We start from the raw sequence: 15604 nt of genomic DNA, 5'->3' as shown, positions 1-15604 counted from the left end.
GACTAACTTGCTTCTCCTTTGATTTCTTCCCGACTCTTAAACTCAGGAGTAATCCCAAGAGAATCATAATTTCCAGATGCACATGTGAAGCACATAGAGTCTGCAGGAATTCCAACTGCGGCTGCAAGATTTTCAGCATCATTGTATCCCAAAAAGTCAGCACCAATGTCCTTTCTTACCATATCAATGGTTTCTTCATCATTCAGGTCTTTCCCATTAGAAAATGTTGCAAGTTCTTCTTGAGAAGGGAAATCAATTCCAGCATAACATGGGAATTTGATTGGAGGATAAGTAATCACCATACTAATTTTTCTTGCACCAGCTCGTCTTAGTGCTTTGATAATAGCCTTGGAACTTGTACCTCTAACTAGGCTATCATCAATTACAACAACATGTTTTCCATCAATAATTTCTCTGATTGGAATAATCCAACGATTAATTTCTACTCTATCTGTTTGGTGAGGTTCAATGAAACTTCGCAGTGGTCCTTTCTTACTGTATCTGTCTTTGAGTAATCCTTCATCAAAAGATACACCAAGTTCTTGAGCATATCCCAAGGCTGCAGGTCTTGCTGAATCAGGTACTGGAATAACTAAATCAGCATCTTTAATTGGGAATTTTTTTGCAAGATACCTGCCAATGTTTTTTCTTGCAACATAGATGTTGGTGCCTTCCATGTTGCTAGTTGGGTGAGCAAAGTAAGTAAATTCAAAAGAACAGTGCGCACGTTTAGGATCATCAGAAAACATTTCAGTGTCAATACCATCTTTGCTCATTCTGATAAGTTCACCAGGAGTTACATTGCGTTGCATCTTAGCTCCCACTGCAGAAACTGCAGATGATTCTGATGCAACAATGTAAGTATCATCAGATTCTTTGTGACCTAGAACCATTGGACGAAATCCTTTAGGATCACGTGCAGCAAAAACAGAATTATCATCAGAGATAAATGTAAAACAATACGAGCCAACCATCTCGTTTTTGAGAACAGACAATGCCTTTCCCATTTGTCCATTTTCAGAAATTAATGAAACAAGTCTTTGAGCAGCAACCAAAGTGTCACTAGCATTTTGAGGAGTAAATGAACATCCACCCACCAAGTTTGAGAGTTCTTGAACATTAGCAATTGTTCCGTTATGAGCGACACAAAGATCCTTTACTTTTAGAGGCTGTGCGTTTTCTAGTGAGCTTCTACCCATAGTAGAATATCGAACATGTCCAATTACGCAAGGAGAAGAATATTCTTGTGCGATTGATTTGAATTCAGATGATGCAGCTGAAACAAGACCTAATCTTTTGAGAGGAGGCTTGTTTGGAATTGCAAGACCCCATGCTTCTTGACCACGATGTTGTAAAGCACGCAAGGCATCAATTGCCATGGGAATAACATTAGCTCCACTTAGACTATAGATTCCAATAACACCACAATTTTCTTTTGGCTTGTCATCAAGAGTATGCTGAGGTTTATCCATGTAGCACCAAGTCCTTTAACGAATTTAACCAAGTTTTTTGCGCTTTATCAACTCTTAGATCAATGATCGATTTTTTGCCCTTTGTGAATTGGATTTTTTCGCCACCAAATTGACCTATAATGTTGTAAGACGTCTTGTTCTTTTTGAGAATTTTTTCAACTTTTGAGAGGTTTTTCTTATCAAATGTTAAAAGATAACGAGAATGGCTTTCTGAAAACAAAATTCTATCAACATCTAGTTTTTTGGCAGGAACTTTATCTAAATCCACTTTACAGCCAATCTGATTATTCATAGATAATTCAGATACTGCAACTGCCAATCCACCTTTAGAGCAATCATGTACAGATTTCAAGAGTTTCTTTGGAATTATTTCTAAAACAGATTTCATGTTTTTCTTTGACTCAGTAAAATCAACTGCAGGACATTTTCCTCCAATAAATTTATGGATGTATTCAAAGTATTCTGAACCCCCAAGTTCATCTTTAGTTTCTCCAACAATTATCAAACAATCATCTTTACTGATTCTTTGAGGGATTTGAGGAGTTTTATCAATTAATCCCAAGACACCGATTAGAGGAGTAGGTTTGATAGGGCCATCAGGAGTTTCATTGTATAGGCTCACTTTACCTCCAACACAAGGGATTTTGAAGTCTTTTGCAAAGTCAGTTAATCCTTTTAGGGATTCTAAAAATGTCCAAAATATTTCAGGGTCTTTCGGACTGCCAAATTGAAGATGGTCTAACATTCCAATTGGTTTTGCACCAGTGCATACAACATTTCTGCATGCTTCTTCAAAGCATCCAATTGCACCTTCTCTAGGATTAATGTAACATTGTTTTGGATTACCATCTATTTTCACTGAAAGGAATTTTCCATTATCTAATCTTAACACAGATGCATCTCTGCCAGGTTTTACTACGGTTCTAATTCCAACTTCATGATCATATTGTCCATACACCCAAATTTTACTTGCAATGTTTGGGGATGAAAGCAGTTTCATCATAGTTTTAGAATAATCTGAAATTGGTTTGAGTTTCTTTTCTTTTTCAATAGTTTTGAGATATGTAGGTTCTTTTGAGGGTAAATCAAGCAATGTTGCATTTGCAACTACATCAGTAGGAAGATTCGCAAAAGTCTTTTTGCCTTTTTTGACATGCATTTGGTTATCAGACTTTACGGTACCAATAACAGAACAACCAATTCTAAATTTTTTACAGATTGCTTGTAGTTTTTTGAATTTAGTTTTACTAGTTACAATTAACATTCTTTCTTGAGATTCTGAAACCATAATCTCATCAGGATGCATGCCAGATTCACGGGTGTGTACTTTGTCTACATCCATTTCAATTCCTATCTCTAATGCATCAGCAGTTTCAGAGATAGCACAGGACAATCCACCTCCACCCAAGTCTTTCATTGCATGAATGAGTTTGTCATTTCTTGCCTCCAAAATTGCTTCAATAATTAATTTCTCAATGAAGGGGTCAGGAATTTGAACAGCAGAACGATCTTCAGATTCTAGTGAATCAGATGCAAATTGTGAACCTCCAATTCCATCTCTTCCTGTAGAACCACCCATCAATACAACAATGTCACCTTTTTTGGCATGGTTTTTGATCAAATTCTCTTTTTTGCCAAAACCAACAGCAGCAACATCTACTAGTGCATAGTTTTCATAGCACTTGTCAAATTCAACCTCACCACCAATTGTTGGAATTCCTAAACAGTTTCCATAATCAGCAATTCCAGTAACAGCATTTTTGAACAACCATCTTGCTTGTTGGTCTTTTTCAATATCTCCAAATCGCAATCCATCAAATATTGCAATAGGACGTGTTCCTGCAGACAAGATATCACGAATCACACCACCGACTCCTGTTGCAGCTCCACCATAGGGTTCTACTGCAGAAGGATGGTTATGGCTTTCAATATGAGCAGTAACGACATATCCATCACCAACATCCAAAACACCAGAATCATATCCTTTCTCAGTGATAACAAGAGGTCCTTTCATTGGAAGCATTTTGAGATGTCGTTTTGATGATTTGTATGAACAGTGTTCAGACCATTCTGCGGCAATAATTTGTAATTCAGTAGAAGTAGGTTCTCTTCCAATTTTGGATTTTAGTTCGGTTAGTTCTTGGGGCTCTAAACTCAATTACTAACACCCATTTTAGATAATAGAGATTCAAAGATTAGAGAAGATGGTTTGTTATCAATTGGATTAATTTCTGATTCAACAGCTCGCTCAGGATGAGGCATCATACCAACAACATTTCCATCCTCATTACAAACGCCTGCTATTCTGTTTGAAGAACCATTTACCACTTCATCATACCTAAACACGATTTGATTTTTCTTCTTTAATTCTTTCAAAGTATTATCATCAACATAATACCTTCCTTCACCATTTGCTATGGGAATTGGAATTTTTTGTTGTAGTTTGAATTGGTTTGTAAATGGAGTCTTGTTGTTTTCAACAACCAGATTTGTCCATTCGCACATAAAGTTCAAAGATTCATTTTTGAGTAAAACACCAGGTAAGAGACCAGATTCAACTAGAATTTGAAATCCATTACACACTCCTAAAACAGGAATTCCTTTTTTTGCCATTTTTTGAACATCTTTAATGATAGGGCTATGAGCAGCAATCACTCCTGCACGAAGTCTATCACCATACGAAAACCCACCTGGAAGAATTACGGCATCAATATTTTTTGGGAGAGATTTTTCATGCCAATAGTACTGTGCATCTAGATTAAAGACATCAGTTAAAACATGATACATATCACGATCACAATTACTGCCAGGAAAAACTACAACTCCAACTTTCACATTCATAATTAGATCTCGCGATATTTAATTTGAGTCTAGTCAGAAAAAATTATTAGCGGAAATACAATCGTGATCGCATGGCTCATGTACGAGACATCATGCAAAAAAATGTCATAACTATTGAATATGATAAAACAGCACATGATGCAGCAAGTATTCTAAAAGAAAAAGAGATCAGTTTTTTGGTAATAATTAAAGATGAAAAGCCAATAGGAGTTATTTCAGAAAGAGACATTGTTCAAAAAGTAACAGCTGAAGATCAAAAAGCATCATCAGTTTTAATTGAAGATATCATGTCAAAGAAATTTCGATGGGTCAGTCCAGACACACCAATTGAAGACGCTGTTCAAAAGATGTTAAATAACAATATTCGCAGACTAATCATTCTTGAAGATGAAAAACTAGTAGGAGTCATCACTCAAACAAATTTGGCAGAGTTTTTACGCAGTAAACTCTTGATTAATGGAATGTTAGATAACATAGATTCTGAAAAATCCTAGGCGTCAAAAACATCAATCGTGACTTTGCTTACCATAGGATTGTAGATACGTAAATCATCACAGATTTCTTGAACTTTGGATTGAGCAGTTTTTTTGTCTTTTTCTTTGATTGTGAATTTTAACATTTTAGCTGTTTTAATTTTGGACACAGTTTTGTGAGTTCCTTTTAGGACTAAATCATTAAGAATGGTGTCGCCTTCAGGATCACTAATTCCAGGCTTGTTTTCAATAGTTACATGGACATTGTATGTTGCCATAATAATTTGCAGAATTGAATCGAGGTTAATCTATCTTCCGAATAATTTTGTGCTTTTATACTTATTTTGAAATAAGCAGTAAAGTTTCCGATTCTGAGGACTTGTGTTGTGCAGATATTACCCGGCCCAGAATCGGTTACTTTGAATTCATATTGTTTTTTACAAATTCAGTGTATTTTCGATATAAACCTGAGACATAGTATGGATTTTCAGTTATGAGTTGTTGTTTTTTCAAATCTTCTTTTGATTGATACATCTCCTTTTCAATAATTCCTTGATTGTCAAGAGTCACACAAAGATCTTGCCACGCAAATACTTCAGATGTATTTCGATTTGCAGTAGCATAATAGACATACAATAAGCGAAGTTTATTGTATTCATCCTGAGTCAAGGTTTTTCCTAAAACATAATTTCTTTTCAAAGACTGAAAGTGAATCAACCCATCAGCAGTTAAAACATAATCAAAGAGTTTTGGATAATCATCAATATCTATTGGATAAAGAGGGTTTTCTTGTTTTGTCATGTTTAATTGAGATTAGAGATAGTAAATGAACAATTGCATTGTTGTAATTATGCTTTGTATTTTTTTAATCCTTCACTTAGAACCAAATTCAAAACATGTGAGAAGCTGACTGATTTTGATGAGGTTCTAATCATCTTAGCTTGAATATTACGAAGTTTTTCAGTATACTCAGTTTTCAGTACAACAGTGATTCGGTCTCCCAACGCATGTTATGCTTGTTTTACGTATAAAAGAAGGGTGATGAATTGCCGCAATTAGAAATTAGCCACGGTTAGGCAATATTGGAATTTATATCAGATGAATTTTGATAAATCAACATGGCAAGATCAAGATATTGGAAGATCACATCTGAAGAGATGGAGGGATTCAATTACAAAGAAGAGAACTTGCTAAATTGGGAGATAAAATGCGTAAGAGAACCAGAAGATGAAGCACATTTTATCGGAGTTTTCATGTATCGAAATGGCACAGCATATGATTACGAATCAGTAAAAGGAATTTGCTATTTTCATAACAACATAGACAGAAAAGAACTACCTGAGATAACCAGTTTCCTTCAAGGTAAATTTGGTGGAAAAGAGATGGAAAAAGGAGAAAGGATTTTCTTAAAGGATTCACAAGAAATCTACTCAAGTAAGGACATTGCAAATTTGGCAAAAGAGATGGAATCCAAATTCAACACAAAGGCCATAATTTCCTTAGAATTTGACAATATTACCATAGAACAACTAAAAGAAGATGGATTGCCTGAAGCAAAACTATTGCCAATTCCCGGCAAATAGATATAGCTTAAAGCATGAAGTGATCAAATGTCAGAGTTGGATGGCATCAATCAGCATTTTGAGGAATTAAGAAAGAGATTACTAAGAATTGTCTTAGTGATTGGAGTAATCACAGCATTCATTCTAACATTCCATGCTGAACCAATTCAAGTGGGCCAAACCACACTGTACTATCCAACACCTGAACCACTAAACAACATTGCAGCTCAAATCACAAATCACATGAAAGTGAATTTGGTACCAGAAGATGTTCAGTTAATTCAAACAGCTCCAGGTCAAGCATTCTTTGCTCAAGTTTACATTGCAGCACTAGTTGGAATTGTAGTTGGGATGCCAGTAATCATCAAAGAATTAGTTGGATTCATCAAACCAGCTCTCAAAGAAAATGAAATCAATGTTAGTCGTAGTATTACAATTCCAGCACTAGGGTTGTTCATTACAGGGTGTGCATTCTCTTACAATCTAGTAATCCCATACATCTTAGAATTTTTGTACAGATATGGTGAATCTGCAGGGCTGGTCACATTTCTTAATGTGATAGAATTTGTCACATTCGTATTACAATTTTTGTTAGCATTTGGATTTTCATTTCAACTTCCTCTTGTAATGTATGCAATATCTGCATCAGGCATGGTTGATGCAGATTTTTGGCGAAAAAACATCAGATATGCAATTGTCATAATTGTGATCTTTGGCGCAATTATTACTCCTGATGGCAGTGGTGTAACTATGTGGTTTATTGCAGGACCTATGATTGCATTGTATGTTACAGGCATGATGCTCATTGAGCGTAAAGAACGCAAAAAGTTGAACACTTAAATCCGAATTTGGTTAAAGAGACACAGAAATGTTTGGAATGAATCTAGCCAATTTCATTGCTGGCCAAGAATGGATATTCATTATCGTTATTGCAGTAGTGTTAATTTTTGGTGCAAAGAAAATTCCAGAACTAGCAAAAACCTTCGGTAAAGCCAAAGGAGAATTTGAGAAAGGCAAGATTGAAGGTGAAAAAGAGCTTAAAGATTTCAAAGACAAAGAAGCAAAATCTGATTAATTTTCAGCAATTTTGATAAAATTATCTAAAATCTCTTCATAATTTTCTTGATATCGATTTTTTGAAAACATTCCACCAAGTTTCATCTTTCCCTTTAATTTCAAATCAACATCAACTAGTATTTTTGTCCCTTCAGGAGTTTCAATGAATTGTTCTTGAATGTGAGAGCCCTTTGCATCACCCCCAATGACATAAACATCATGTAGTACTGGCTCATCAGTAACGTGTTTTGCCATGATTACAAACTCTTCATCTCCCAAATTCATATGCTCTTCAACTACTGCAACGTTATTTCTAACAGAACGAATTCGAATTGATGGAAAAAACTCTGGAGATGTTCTTTGATAGTTCTCATAATCTGAAAAAACTCTATAGACAGCATCTCTACTAGCAGTACTGGTTTTTTCAAAAGAGAATTGTGGCAATTATGATTTAGGATGAACCCCATCTAGGGTATAAATTGTGTTCAATATCAAATTGGTCTAGACATTTTCCAACACCATGATTTACAATATCATCAATAGATTTTGGTTTAGTGTAAAATTCAGTTACAGGAGGTAAAATGACAATACCTAATCTTGAAAGTTTTAGCATGTTTTCTAGATGAATTGCAGACAAGGGAGTTTCCCTTACCATCAAAATTAATTTTCTAGACTCTTTGATTGTAACTCCTGCTGCACGAGCTACAAGAGTATCATCATATCCGTTAGCAATTGCAGCTAATGTCTTCATACTACAGGGCGCAACAATCATCCCATCAATTCTATGTGTACCACTCGAAATACTAGCAGCCATGTTTTTTTCATCAGAGACTTCGGTTGCAAGAGATTTTACATAATCAACCGTAAATTCAGTTTCCATTGGAATACATTTTGCTCCCCACTCTGACATTATCAAATGAGTATCGATGTTTAGTTTTTTCAGAGTCTCAAGCATTCGGATTCCATAGATTACTCCAGTGCTACCAGTAATTCCAATGATTAGTTTCAATAAAGAACATTACAATACAGAGTATTTTATGTATTAGATGAAATGACGTTCTTAGCACTAGATAGAAGGCTCATCATTTTTGAAAGATTCCTCAAACTCTTTTCTCTCTCTTCGTCGTTTAAACCAAAGACTGATTCCTCCAATAGCCATAGCAGTTAGTAGTATTACACCTGCCATTTGCAATTCAAAATGATACAGCACAGTTATTTTCTAATGACAATTCAGAAAAATCTTGTGATTCTATGCGATCCTGAAAAATGGAAATTAGCTATATTAGATCCTAATTTCAAGGAATCATGTGATTAAGAGTTCTGAGATCAAGAAAATTGTTAACGAGTACTCAGATGTGAGAATAGGCGTTCTTGGGAGCCACTCTGCACTTGAGATTATGGATGGTGCAAAAGATGAGGATTTTCAGACCAGAGTATTTTGTCAAAAAGGTAGAGAAGGACCATACCAGAGATTCAACAGAATTGCTGACGAGATTACAGTATTAAACAAATTCAAGGATATGGCTTCAGCCAAAATTCAAAAAGAATTAAGAGAATCAAATACAATTATTGTTCCACATCGCTCCCTTACAGTCTATCTAGGTTACAAGACAATTGAAAATTCCTTCAAAGTACCAATTTTTGGAAATAGAAAGTTGTTCCAAGCTGAAGAAAGAACTGCAAAGAAAGGACAATACTATCTTTTAGAAAAAGCCAGAATAAAGTATCCAAAATTATTCAAAGACCCTAAAAGAATCAACAAACCATGTATCGTCAAAGTACAAGAAAAAAACAGACCATTAGAAAGAGCATTTTTCACAGTATCATCTTACAAAGATTATGTTAAGACATCTGAAGAGAAAATCAAACAAGGAGTAATTGCAAGAAAAGATCTAGAAAAAGCAAGTATTGAAGAATTGGCAATTGGAACATACATGAATTTTAATTTCTTCCACACTCCAATTTCAGACCAAGTTGACTTTATTGGAATTGAGAGAAGGCTTCAAACAAACCTCATGGACTTTAATGCATTACCTGCAAAACAACAACTTGACATTGATGTAGATTTGCAAAATATTGAGGTAGGCCATACACCTGCAAGTATTAGAGAGTCATTACTAGAAAAAGTACTCAAAATGGGAGACAAGTTTGTCAATGCAGTAAAAAGAGAATACGCTCCAGGAATTATTGGTCCATTCTCACTTCAAAGTGTAATCACAAAAGATTTGGAATTAATCGTATATGATGTATCATTACGTGTTCCAGGAAATCCAATTGTTGCAACAACTAGTCCATATACAAAATACCAATACGGACAAACATTCGGAGTTGGCAGAAGAATTGCCATGGAAATCAAACGAGCTCAAGAAGAAGACAGACTAGATGAGATAGTTACATAGAAAAATTTTCGAGTAACCAAGATTTTTGAGAAATTAAAAAGGCGCAACCCCCTAATTGCAGAACTATGAGAGATTCCCTCTCGTGGTCAAACATCACAATGTTTGAGTGCCTTTATCGTTCTGCGGGGCTACGCAGTTTATTCGTTAGATTTTGTAACTAACGACATCAATTCTTATAGGAAATTTTAGTATTTAACATTTAGTATGAAAAATTACAATAATGATCTAAAAATATTGTAAAATTTAATTTTCATAGATCAACAAACAAAAACATATTTTCAAAACATTTCATAAAATTTTGTTAATTGGTTAGATTGGAATACATTGAATACCATTCATTCTGATTTCAGGTGATTAAAACGGTTTGACACTTGAAATTGAATTGCTGATGCCAATTAACAATCAACTCTTATTCAACAAACCAAAAACATCACAACATGAGTAGAACCATCTTTGTCAAAGAGATAATTACAATTCTAAATGAACCAAAACTTTGCCCAACCTGTGAGAAAGAAGACAGACTAGAAAGAGACATCATCAGAGAAGAAAGGTCTGATGGAAAGACAATACTTTGTACTCGTTGTGAGGCACTAATTGTAGTAACAAATCTGAATCTCAGGCAAGTGGAATTGTCTTCTAGAAAAGATGACACCATTATGCTCAAAGAGCCGCACCTGATTAGAAAAGTAGCATACTAGTCATCAGGGCGAGATAGAAGTTCTTCAATGATATGCCTTCTAACATGTGCAATTTCCCAATCTCGAAGATTAGCAAGTTTACACTCTTCTTTAATTACTAATCCTACCAATCCGTCACTCCAGATGTGACGTTTTGGATCATAAACCTGAATAACTCTACCATGTCTTTTTATCCGAATCCCACCATGACATCTATCAATTACTTGTAATGCAACTCTTTTGTAGAGTTTTTCAAAATTGACCATATGATTTCAAAATGATTACTTGTATCAAAAAGGTTCTGATACATGAATGATAATATACTATTAGAGACCAATACAGTTTGCTGATGATTAACCGACAACTAAGCTATCACTGAGAGATGATGAGTTTGCCGAATTATGAAGCAGAATTCTATGTACTTCTTTGCTCCACATGCACAGACATTGCAAGTGGAGGAGACAAAGCTTCAGGATTATCAATACTCTCCCAAACAAAAACCTGAATGTAGTATACTCCAGGTTCATCAGGAGTCCATGATTGAGCTGGAGAAAATGATTGTCTTGGAGATAATGAACCAGTTAACCAAGATAATGAAATTACAACATCTTGATCATTTCTTACTTGTGTCAAGTATGCAAAGTTCTGAGGAACATCTTGATTATTTGTAATATCAGCCATGATCATTATTTGTTCATCAACATAGTGAGTTTTTGCATCAGGTGGAATTTCAGTTGTAACTTGATCAGCAAAAGCAAAACTGGCACCCAACGTAATCAAGAATACAAGAAATATTGCAATCTTCATAACGAGTATTAGTAGGCACGATATTTAATCTAGCTAATGGGAGAATTGCCTGAAAAATTTCCAGAGTACTCTATAATGTATAGAACTATTTCAAACCAGATTAAATCATTACAAAAACAAAAAGAAGATGTTCAAGACACTACAGAAATAGATTCTAAAATCACAAAGTATCAAGAAGAGTTAAACAGAATAAAGAAAATGTTTCCAGATAATTTCTTTGAAAACTAGTTACTCGTGATGATGATCATGACCACAATCGCATTGAGTATTAGTACCAGTTGCTGCCATTAATTTTTGAACCATCTCATCTCGAATTTGTAGTAAATCACCAACTTGTTTTTTATGAGAATCAGATTCCCAATTTCCTTGTTGAAGTTCCCTTACAACATCAATAATTTCAAGATCAACATTTAGTAGATTATCCATTAATTGTTCTTGTTCATTCATAATAATCCACAATCATACTAGGAGAAAAACTGTTCTAATTTTAGGTTTCAGCTTCCATACTTTCCTTTAACAGAGTCTTTCTAACAAGAATTGGAATGTTATAGTATGCAGCAAGTGCCAGGGCATCAGATGCACGATAATTTCTCAATACAAGGTCTTTTTTACCTGTAAAGTACAAATTTGCTCGCAAAACCTCACCACTTTCATAGATTTTGACTTTGACTAGAACCAATTCATTCTCTTCACAAATATCTTCAATCATTTTGTAGATGGAAGGTGCAGATTCGCCAGATGTATCATCACCAAAGCTTGAGATGTGTTTTGCAACCTCACCAGAAAAGGCGCGCATGTGAAACTCTTTTCCATTATCAGACTTTAGAATAACCATACCTTCTACAGCATAAGGGTCAACAAATCCAACATAATCAATTTTCACTGATTCGTAATCAGGCTCTTGTGCTTGATTGATATCCATTGTACGCATAAACTTCACGCCCAGAGCTTATAAAGATAGCAAAATTTTGAGATCATTACTGATCATTTTGACAAGGTTAATTTTTTTTAGACGATCAATGCTAGAGCGTAACCCCAAATTATTTAAAATCCCTAACTAAGGGTAGCTTAATGTCGACAAATCCAGAACGCGCCGTCTCATATGTGTTAAACAAATCTGTAACTGAATACATGGACAAAGATGTCCTGATTCTAAGTCAGAACACACTAACAAGAGAAGCAACAAGAATGTTGCAACATTATGAAACAGACGACATTATTGTTACAAATGAAGACAGAGTGCCAGTAGGAATTGTTACAGATGAAGATATTCTAAGTAAAGTAAGTGATGTTACAGTATATGCGGAAGCTACAAAATTAAAAGACATCATGACGACTCCGCTTGTCACAATTAATGAAAAAGCAACACTGCAAGATGCATTACACAAAATGAGAGATAACAGTATTAGAAAATTACCAGTATTGTCAAAAAAGAATCAAGTCATTGGGATGATTTTCCAAACGACTATTGCAAATGTAATCAGAGATGCAACTGCATCTGAACCTCGATTATTGAGTCCTCCAGTAAAAGCAGTACTTGGTAATTTAGGATTTGTTTTGCAGTTTGCAGGGGTCCTGTTACTGGTCCCAGCAATTATTTCTACAATTTTAGAGAATACACTTACTGCTACAGGGATTTATCTTACAACGGTTCTATTGTTAGTTACAGGATTCTTTTTGAATTCATATGGTGAAAAATCAAGTCTGAATTTGCAGCAAGCGTCGATATTGGTGTTTTCAAGCCTGTTTTTGTTGTCTTTGTTTGGAACTGTACCGTATCTGTACGTGTTTCCAAGTGAAGAGACCAATGTAGAGGTATTTGGAAATGCATTCTTTTCAAGTGCAGCAGGGTTTACCACAGGAGGAATATCCCTATTTGATACCCCTGAAGAACAACTTACTCAAAGTTTTACATTCTATCGTAGCTACACGCAACTCGTAGGAGGAATGAGTTTCATTTACCTCGTAATTACAGCGTTTTATCCAGAATCAAAATTACAATCAATGAGAGGTTTTATTTCAGGAAGGACGCTTCACATGAAAGAACTCTTCTCAACAATTACAGTCATCTTTGCAGTATACATTGTCATTGTTGCAATATTGTTGTATTTCTTTGGACAAGAGAATCTATTAGACGACTTTTCGCTAGCAATGAGTACACTTGCAACAGGAGGATTTGTCCCGTCTTCAACAATCATTGAGAATTTAGGATGGCAAGAAGAAGTAATTTTGATGGGAGCCATGATACTTGGTGCATTACCATTTACATTCCACTATGCATTTGTAAGAAAGAAATTCCTTGCACCAAAATTAGGAAAAGAAGTTCTCACATACTTTGCAATTTTAGGTGGCGCAACAATATTGTTTATCTCAATTAGCGGATTAGACCCATTGGATAGTGCATTTTATTCTGTTTCTGCAAGTACCACAGCAGGTCTTCAACTACAAAGTTTAGCAGGATTAGGAGGATTTGCACATGCAATTTTGATAACTTTGATGTTCATTGGAGGGTGTGGATTTTCAACTGCAGGAGGATTGAAAATTTTCAGATTATTCCATCTCAGAAATTGTAGATCATTTTTCAGCAGTGTAAGAAGAAAAGAACTCTCAACACAAACAAAAAAAGAGATTACATCAACATTAATCATCATAGCATTATTCCCAGTAATCTCAGCAATAACAGGATTGCATCTTGCTGAGACTGAAGATGTGTCATATCAGGATGCATTCTTTGAGGCTGCAGGAGTGATTACCACAGGAGGATTGTCAGCAGGGGTAATTGATTCAGATACAGATCCTGCAACAAAAATTGTCTTGGGATTTTTAATGATATTTGGAAGGCTTGAGATAATTGCAATTATCTATATTTTTGTGCCCAGATTAAGTTAAGATAGAATTTAATCTCATGGCAAAAACAGAGACATTATGGAGCAATCAAATTCGATTAGCAAAGGCAAAAAACTAATTGTCATAGGATTTGTTGCGATTGCAATATTATTCATTATTTATGCAAGATATCAAGATTCAGAGTTACTAACACCTAGCGCAATTGAGGCAATTCAAAGAATTGCATACCTGTTTTATGTAGCATTAATTGCATCATTTGGAGCAATTGCACTTGGAATGTATAGATATCATAAAGGAAAAATTGAAAGAAATGAAAAAGATCTTTCAACGATAATTGCACTAATTACATGGAATAAAAAATCAAGGAAAATTTTTGTTGCAACATTTGTAGGGTATGGAATATTTTTTGCACTAGTATCAGGAACACTAGTGTATCAACCAGAAGTTACATTTTCAATACATTATGGAGCAGAAATCCCTTCAGGGTTTATCGCACCGTGTTGTGGTGAGTTAGGATACATGCCAAAAGTAATCATCTATCTTACTGAGCATATCGGATTACAAATAATTCCAATCAATTTGGTACTACAAATTATTGTGTCATATTTAGTTGGATTAAATACATCAATTGCAGTTAGTGCATACACGTTTTCTAAACAAGGAAGCGGAATGAGTGGAATAGGTGCAGTTGTAGGTGCATTCATTGCATGCCCAACCTGTGCAGGCACGTTTTTCTCATTATTTATTGGAACAGCAAGTGGAATTGCACTATCACTTGCATTAGCGCAATTACAGACATTACTAATTGCAGTATCTATACCAATATTGTTAGCAACACCATACATTATGGCAAAAAAATTACGTAACCCAGATGGAAGCTGTAAAATCTAAGTTTTTAGGTAAACCAATGATTAAATTTTTTCACATGAGGACGTTTATGATTGCCAATATCATATCCATCTCTTCTCAAAAATTTCAGGGTAAATTTGTAGATTAATTCATCATGATCAACTTGTTCTAAAATTTGAGACCAAAGAAGTCTTCCATTTTGTTCAATATGATCTTTGAATTTAGGATTCAGAGATTCAGCTATTTCTTTGCATTGTTCAAGAGTTTTGCCATTTTTGTATGCTCGAACACGTCGATCACAAGAATCCATGAAATAGGGTAATCTTCAAAATTATTTTAATCTAATTCAGAGTGCAAACAAATACCAGATAAGAAATCCTCTAGTATGGGTATTGGTACGGCAGAAGAATACATTGATTTTTTCATCAATCTAAACATGGGAGAAAATGTTCCTTTGATTAGTTTTGTAAATAATGAAAAAATGGTCCTAAAACAAAAATTAGAAAACAAAAACATCCCAAAAGAACCAATCAAAAAAGGAATAGATATTCTAGAACAACTGGCAAAAGAAATTAGTGAGATGGGTCAAGACAAAGTTATAGCAAAATATCAAAAATAGGA

The 15604-nt window shown here is 34.8% G+C and carries 23 protein-coding genes; 10 read left to right on the top strand and 13 right to left on the bottom strand.

Features of this window, described 5'->3' with window-relative positions; all coding sequences use genetic code 11:
- Positions 1–2 precede the first annotated feature (2 nt).
- From NMAR_RS04175 to purQ, 3 genes are read right to left on the bottom strand one after another with little or no spacing between them, the layout of a single operon-like run.
- A complete protein-coding gene (locus tag NMAR_RS04175) occupies positions 3–1472 on the bottom strand; it encodes an amidophosphoribosyltransferase (RefSeq protein ID WP_012215164.1) in 1470 nt (489 codons plus the stop codon).
- Positions 1465–3630: a phosphoribosylformylglycinamidine synthase subunit PurL gene (gene purL, locus NMAR_RS04170; RefSeq protein WP_012215163.1), complete on the bottom strand. Its 2166-nt coding sequence runs from the start codon at positions 3628–3630 to the stop codon at positions 1465–1467. Before purL ends, NMAR_RS04175 begins: the two co-directional genes overlap by 8 nt.
- The gene (gene purQ, locus NMAR_RS04165; protein WP_148680304.1) at positions 3627–4307 is read right to left on the bottom strand and encodes a phosphoribosylformylglycinamidine synthase subunit PurQ; all 681 of its coding nucleotides are present in this window, start codon (positions 4305–4307) and stop codon (positions 3627–3629) included. The genes purL and purQ overlap by 4 nt, the downstream gene beginning before the upstream one ends.
- A gap of 77 nt (positions 4308–4384) precedes the next feature.
- Between purQ and NMAR_RS04160 the strand changes: the two genes are divergently transcribed.
- The gene (locus NMAR_RS04160; protein WP_012215161.1) at positions 4385–4807 is read left to right on the top strand and encodes a CBS domain-containing protein; all 423 of its coding nucleotides are present in this window, start codon (positions 4385–4387) and stop codon (positions 4805–4807) included.
- On the opposite strand, the gene purS is transcribed toward NMAR_RS04160, so the two are convergent.
- Positions 4804–5064, bottom strand: coding sequence for a phosphoribosylformylglycinamidine synthase subunit PurS (gene purS / locus NMAR_RS04155; RefSeq protein WP_012215160.1), 261 nt, complete (start codon positions 5062–5064; stop codon positions 4804–4806). The genes NMAR_RS04160 and purS overlap by 4 nt on opposite strands.
- A 136-nt stretch (positions 5065–5200) precedes the next feature.
- Complete coding sequence (locus NMAR_RS04150; RefSeq protein WP_012215159.1) at positions 5201–5587, bottom strand: hypothetical protein; 387 nt, start codon at positions 5585–5587, stop codon at positions 5201–5203.
- 317 nt (positions 5588–5904) lie between these two features.
- Between NMAR_RS04150 and NMAR_RS04145 the strand changes: the two genes are divergently transcribed.
- Genes NMAR_RS04145 through NMAR_RS04135 form a run of 3 tightly spaced genes read left to right on the top strand, consistent with a single transcriptional unit; the run spans position 5905 to position 7423 of the window.
- The gene (locus NMAR_RS04145) at positions 5905–6369 is read left to right on the top strand and encodes a hypothetical protein (RefSeq protein ID WP_012215158.1); all 465 of its coding nucleotides are present in this window, start codon (positions 5905–5907) and stop codon (positions 6367–6369) included.
- Between the two features lie 27 nt (positions 6370–6396).
- The gene (tatC, locus tag NMAR_RS04140; RefSeq protein WP_012215157.1) at positions 6397–7188 is read left to right on the top strand and encodes a twin-arginine translocase subunit TatC; all 792 of its coding nucleotides are present in this window, start codon (positions 6397–6399) and stop codon (positions 7186–7188) included.
- Between the two features lie 28 nt (positions 7189–7216).
- Positions 7217–7423, top strand: coding sequence for a Sec-independent protein translocase subunit TatA/TatB (locus NMAR_RS04135; RefSeq protein ID WP_012215156.1), 207 nt, complete (start codon positions 7217–7219; stop codon positions 7421–7423).
- Here NMAR_RS04135 and NMAR_RS04130 read toward each other — a convergent pair.
- The 3 genes from NMAR_RS04130 to NMAR_RS09710 are packed head-to-tail and all read right to left on the bottom strand — an operon-like array spanning position 7420 to position 8614.
- Positions 7420–7848: a type II toxin-antitoxin system RatA family toxin gene (locus NMAR_RS04130; RefSeq protein WP_012215155.1), complete on the bottom strand. Its 429-nt coding sequence runs from the start codon at positions 7846–7848 to the stop codon at positions 7420–7422. The genes NMAR_RS04135 and NMAR_RS04130 overlap by 4 nt on opposite strands.
- 7 nt (positions 7849–7855) lie before the next feature.
- A complete protein-coding gene (locus NMAR_RS04125; RefSeq protein ID WP_012215154.1) occupies positions 7856–8413 on the bottom strand; it encodes a UbiX family flavin prenyltransferase in 558 nt (185 codons plus the stop codon).
- Between the two features lie 57 nt (positions 8414–8470).
- A complete protein-coding gene (locus NMAR_RS09710) occupies positions 8471–8614 on the bottom strand; it encodes a hypothetical protein (protein ID WP_187146587.1) in 144 nt (47 codons plus the stop codon).
- 97 nt (positions 8615–8711) lie between these two features.
- Between NMAR_RS09710 and NMAR_RS04120 the strand changes: the two genes are divergently transcribed.
- A complete protein-coding gene (locus tag NMAR_RS04120) occupies positions 8712–9803 on the top strand; it encodes a formate--phosphoribosylaminoimidazolecarboxamide ligase family protein (protein ID WP_012215153.1) in 1092 nt (363 codons plus the stop codon).
- Positions 9804–10240: 437 nt separating this feature from the next.
- On the top strand, positions 10241–10501 hold the full coding sequence (locus NMAR_RS04115; RefSeq protein ID WP_012215152.1) for a hypothetical protein: 261 nt from the start codon (positions 10241–10243) through the stop codon (positions 10499–10501).
- On the opposite strand, the gene NMAR_RS04110 is transcribed toward NMAR_RS04115, so the two are convergent.
- The gene (locus tag NMAR_RS04110) at positions 10498–10746 is read right to left on the bottom strand and encodes a hypothetical protein (protein ID WP_012215151.1); all 249 of its coding nucleotides are present in this window, start codon (positions 10744–10746) and stop codon (positions 10498–10500) included. The two genes, NMAR_RS04115 and NMAR_RS04110, sit on opposite strands and share 4 nt — an antisense overlap.
- Before the next feature lie 148 nt (positions 10747–10894).
- On the bottom strand, positions 10895–11287 hold the full coding sequence (locus tag NMAR_RS04105; RefSeq protein WP_012215150.1) for a hypothetical protein: 393 nt from the start codon (positions 11285–11287) through the stop codon (positions 10895–10897).
- Between the two features lie 36 nt (positions 11288–11323).
- Between NMAR_RS04105 and NMAR_RS04100 the strand changes: the two genes are divergently transcribed.
- Positions 11324–11515 carry a hypothetical protein gene (locus NMAR_RS04100; RefSeq protein ID WP_148680092.1) on the top strand — a complete coding sequence of 64 codons (192 nt, stop codon included), beginning with the start codon at positions 11324–11326 and terminating at the stop codon, positions 11513–11515.
- Here the strand turns inward: NMAR_RS04100 and NMAR_RS04095 are convergent, their stop codons facing one another.
- Both NMAR_RS04095 and NMAR_RS04090 read right to left on the bottom strand, forming a co-directional pair.
- Positions 11516–11734 (bottom strand): hypothetical protein, encoded by a 219-nt coding sequence (locus NMAR_RS04095; RefSeq protein WP_012215149.1) that lies wholly within the window; start codon positions 11732–11734, stop codon positions 11516–11518.
- A gap of 40 nt (positions 11735–11774) precedes the next feature.
- A complete protein-coding gene (locus NMAR_RS04090) occupies positions 11775–12209 on the bottom strand; it encodes a bifunctional nuclease family protein (protein WP_148680091.1) in 435 nt (144 codons plus the stop codon).
- A gap of 149 nt (positions 12210–12358) precedes the next feature.
- On the opposite strand from NMAR_RS04090, the gene NMAR_RS04085 reads away from it, so the two are divergent.
- Both NMAR_RS04085 and NMAR_RS04080 read left to right on the top strand, forming a co-directional pair.
- Positions 12359–14176: a potassium transporter TrkG gene (locus NMAR_RS04085; RefSeq protein WP_012215147.1), complete on the top strand. Its 1818-nt coding sequence runs from the start codon at positions 12359–12361 to the stop codon at positions 14174–14176.
- A gap of 36 nt (positions 14177–14212) precedes the next feature.
- Positions 14213–15025, top strand: coding sequence for a hypothetical protein (locus NMAR_RS04080; RefSeq protein WP_012215146.1), 813 nt, complete (start codon positions 14213–14215; stop codon positions 15023–15025).
- Positions 15026–15029: 4 nt separating this feature from the next.
- On the opposite strand, the gene NMAR_RS04075 is transcribed toward NMAR_RS04080, so the two are convergent.
- The gene (locus tag NMAR_RS04075; RefSeq protein ID WP_012215145.1) at positions 15030–15293 is read right to left on the bottom strand and encodes a hypothetical protein; all 264 of its coding nucleotides are present in this window, start codon (positions 15291–15293) and stop codon (positions 15030–15032) included.
- Between the two features lie 75 nt (positions 15294–15368).
- Here NMAR_RS04075 and NMAR_RS04070 point away from each other — a divergent pair, with 75 nt between their 5' ends.
- Complete coding sequence (locus NMAR_RS04070; RefSeq protein WP_012215144.1) at positions 15369–15602, top strand: hypothetical protein; 234 nt, start codon at positions 15369–15371, stop codon at positions 15600–15602.
- Positions 15603–15604: the final 2 nt, after the last annotated feature.

Origin of the sequence: Nitrosopumilus maritimus SCM1, from assembly GCF_000018465.1 — an archaeon.
GTDB classification, from domain to species: Archaea; Thermoproteota; Nitrososphaeria; order Nitrososphaerales; family Nitrosopumilaceae; genus Nitrosopumilus; species Nitrosopumilus maritimus.
Note: the sequence above shows the minus strand (reverse complement) of the source record. Positions and strands in the feature narration are given on the sequence as shown.